This window comes from Pseudanabaena sp. CCNP1317 (assembly GCF_034931345.1).
GTDB lineage: Bacteria > Cyanobacteriota > Cyanobacteriia > Pseudanabaenales > Pseudanabaenaceae > Pseudanabaena > Pseudanabaena galeata.
The window spans coordinates 1-4287 of the sequence record NZ_JAYGIF010000131.1 but is presented as its reverse complement, the minus strand read 5'-3'; the positions used below and the strand labels follow the sequence as shown (position 1 = coordinate 4287).

Here is a 4287-nt window from a genome sequence, read left to right as displayed (position 1 = left end):
TTCATCGTGGTTTTTCCTTTTTGATACCCTGCGATTACTCGTTCTCTCAAATCCTGTGAATACGCTTTTCCTGTTTGCATTTTCTCTCCATTTTACCTTGCTCTTGCTCATTTGAAAACCGCTATAGCTTAATTTGTCCTGCTTCGACTTTTGCTACATCCAGAATATCGTTAATCAATTCCAGTAAATGATTGCTGCTTTTCTCAATGGTGTGGAGAGATTGCATTTGCCGATCATTTAAGTCGCCAAAAATCTCCTCCTGAAGGATTTCCGTCATGCCTAAAATGGCATTGAGCGGAGTGCGTAATTCATGACTCATGTTGGCAAGAAATTCATCTTTGAGGCGAGTTGCTTTGATCAGTTCTTCATTAATGCGTTGTAGTTGTGCTTCCGCCTGTTTGCGATCGGTGATATCAATGTTTAAACCAATCGTTTTTAAAATTTCACCTTGGGCATTGTATTGGTTGAATGCATAGGATTCAATAAAGCGAATTGTGCCATCGGGGCGAATAATCCGAAATTCGGCGCGACAATCTCTAGCTCCTTGATAGGCTTGTCGTTCAGCCTGCTGCACCCAATCTAGATCATCGGGATGAAGGCGCTGGAGCCAATCCTCATATTTACCAGAAAACTCCTCTGATGGAATTCCATAAAGGCTCAACATCCGCTCATCCCAGATCAAGCGCCCGTCACTTATTTGATATTCCCAAATACCAATATTGGCTCCTTTGAGAGCAAATTCTAGACGTTCTGACAGGTCTTGAAGTGTAAGTTCAGCATTTTTGCGATCGCTAATATCAATCACTACCCCATCCAAAATAACAGCCCCATTCTCTAGGCGATCGGGCTGGGCACTAAGCTGTATCCATTTCAATCGATCATTCGGCAGGAGCAAACGTGCTTCGATAAAAAAGGGTTGGAGGGAAGCAGCCGAATCCTGCACAGCCCTTTGCACTATAGGAAGATCTTCTGGGTGAAATCTTGCCCAGAGACGGTTTGGATCTTGAAGAGCGTCTTCCAGAGTCAATTCAAAAATCTGCTGCACTTGGGGACTGACATAGCTACACTCATCACGACCATCAGGATGCAAAATATAGCGGGCAATCATCCCCGGCACACTTTCTGTCATGCGGCGGAATTGGGCTTGACTTTCTTGAAGAGCGAATTCGATATTTTTGCGATCGGTAATATCGGTCAGCGTGCCGATATAGCCCACTACGTTGCCATCATCATCAAACTCCTGCGCCACTTGGACATAAGACCAAGTTGTAGAGCCATCTAGACGGAGATTTCGACTTTCTCCGCTGATCACAATTGGATTTTCAGGATTGGCTTGGTTGAAAGCTTCAGCCCATTGACTAGTGTTAGATGGACGATCGTCGGGATGCAATCCATCCATCCATCCGAAGCCCAACGCGGATTCAGCGGTTCTTCCACACATCTGACTCCAGCGCTCATTGACATAGACACAGTGGAGGGGGGTATCAAAGCGGAAAATAGCGACTGGAGCGGCAGCAGCGAGACTGGCATAGCGTCGCTCACTGGCTTTTAACGATAGCTCCAGCGTTTTAAGATCGGTGATATCTGCCGCAATTCCCACCGTTCCCGCAATGTTTAGCTGATCGTCCCTAAATGGCGTTTTGGTCGTTTCGAGCCATCCCCAAGTGCCGTCAGCCCGTGCGACTCGCTCCACCACTACCTTGCGTTGACTAGATTGTAAGACCTCAGCATCATCGTTACGATAGGCTTGAGCTAAGTCCGCAGGCCAAATATCAAAATCTGTTTTGCCTACTAATTCCTCAGCCGAAACACCACAGGCTTGGACGAAGGATTGATTTACTGCAATAAATCGACTTTGTTCATCCTTAATCCAAGCAATATGGGGAATATTATTTAGTAGGGCGGCAAGGTGATTTTGCTTAAGCATCAGTGCTTTCTCAGCAGCTTTGCGATCGCTGATATCAATCACTACCCCATCCCAAATAATATCGCCATTCTCTTGGCGTTCTGGTTGGGAACTTACCAGTATCCATTTCACCCGTTCATTTGGCAAGAGCAAACGTCCTTCAACGAAATAGGGTTGGAGGAAAACAGCCGAATCCTGAATGGCACCTTGTATCTTAGGAACATCTTCCTTGTGAATTCTCGCCCAGAGACAGCTCATATCCTGAAGAACGGCTTCAGGCGTTAATTCAAAAATCTGCTGCACTTGGGGGCTGATATAGCCACACGTATCACGACCATCAGGATGTAAAACATAGCGGAAAATCATCCCTGGCACACTTTCTGTAATCCGTCGGAATTTGGCTTCACTGGCTTGCAAGGCAAGTTCTACAGCTTTGCGATCGCTGATATCCATCACCACCCCATCCCAAGTAATGTCGCCGTTCTCTTGGCGGGTGGGCTGGGAAATACTGTGAATCCATTTCATCCGATTTCCAGACAGGAGCAAACGTTCTTCAACGAAAAAGGGTTGGAGAGAAACCGCCGACTCCTGCATTGCACTTTGAACTATAGGAATATCTTCTGGGTGAACTCGCTCCCAGAGACAACTCATATCCTGAAGCACCGCTTCAGGAGTTACTTCAAAAATCTGCTGCACTTGAGGGCTGACATAGACCATTTCATCACTACCGTCAGGATGCAAAACATAGCGACCAATCATCCCTGGCACACTTTCAGTAATCCATCGAAATTTGGCTTCACTGGCTTGCAAGGCAAGTTCTACGGCTTTGCGATCGCTGATATCTTGGTAAGTCCCCAACACACCGATCACCTCACCTTGCAGATTGCGGAGAGGCAACTTGTTGGTTTCCAACCAAATGATTTGACCATTGGCATGATGCAGAGTTTCCTCAATCCCCAGCTTGGCAGTTTGACTCTCGATCACTGCCCGATCATCGGCTCGGTAAAAATCTGCTTCCGCCTCTCCCCAAGGCATTTCGTGATCCGTCTTGCCTATAATCTGCGCGATCGTCTGAAGTCCCGCATCGTTCAGAAAATTCTGGTTACATCCCAGATACACCGAATTGACATCTTTCCAGAATACCGAAAGGGGAAAAGTATCTAGTACCGTCTGCAAAAATTGTTCTCGTTCTTGCAGTTCCTGAGTCCTCACCTGCACCCGATTTTCCAGATCCTGATTTAGTTGCTGCAAAGCTTGTACGGCTTGATATTGCTCGATCGCAATACCTGCAATATTGGCAGCCTGAGCGAGCCAGTCTAGCTCCTGAGCTTGAGGTGCTTTCTGCTCACGATAGTAAATGCCAAACACACCTAATAAAGTGCGATCGCTGGCAAAAATCGGTACGGATGAACAGGCTTGTAAGCCATAGCAGAGGACAAAGGCTTTGTCATTTTGCCATAGGGGATCATTCTCAATATCCGTCACCACGACCAACTCGCGTCGAAATGCCGCAGTCCCGCAGCTACCCACGCCTTCGGCAATTGGTAAGCCCATTTCAGATACTATCCTTGCATAGTCTGGAGGCAGGCTAGGGGCGATCACTTCTCCCAGTCGTCCATCCCGACAGAGTGTAATCGAACAACTACTACCCCGCAGATAGGTTTCCATCGTTTGCAGCAAATCCACCAATACATCTTTCAGTGCTTCTGCCTTGGCAAGTCGTTCATGAATTTTTTGTTGGCTAACTAATAGCGATGCAGTAGCTTGGTGAATGATGGAATCTCTCAGACGTATGAGGGATTCATGCTGGAGCACACCAATTAGTTGATCTTGCGCGTCCACAATCGCTAAATGCGTAATTTGTGACGACTCAAAATAGGCGATCGCATCGTTAATATTATGCAAATCCTTTAATTTGGATTCTGAAATTATGAGGCTATCTGATGGTGATTGCTGCTGCCAGAATTGCCTCAGCGTTAATTGGGCGATCGGTTGCTGTTGGGTTACTAGACGCATCAAGTCTTTCTGCGTCAAGATTCCTAAAACTTTTAGTTCATCGGATACAACCACTACACAGTTGGATGATGCATTGTCTCTATCTACCCCATGATTATTTAGGGTATTCATCTGTTCTACTGCTGAAAGCAAAGTTGACTCGACCTTTGCAACTAAAGGGTTTTGCACAATCGCCGCTTCCAAATTGCTTAGCATAGTGATGTGAACCCTTAAATTCTGAAAGTAACAAATATGGAATGTGAACTACCAGACGCTGACCGCTTAGGCGGTACAGAGCTGGCTTCCTGATTCAACGGGGATAGCGTCCAACAAAACCGAAGTTTTACCAGATCGACTTACATCTCCTCCACAGGCAGACTCGCTAG

At 46.4% G+C, this 4287-nt stretch carries 1 protein-coding gene; it reads right to left on the bottom strand.

What is annotated here, in order from left to right; all coding sequences use genetic code 11:
- Positions 1-121 precede the first annotated feature (121 nt).
- Positions 122-4117 carry a PAS domain-containing protein gene (locus VB775_RS22410; protein ID WP_281006210.1) on the bottom strand — a complete coding sequence of 1332 codons (3996 nt, stop codon included), beginning with the start codon at positions 4115-4117 and terminating at the stop codon, positions 122-124.
- Positions 4118-4287 lie beyond the last annotated feature (170 nt).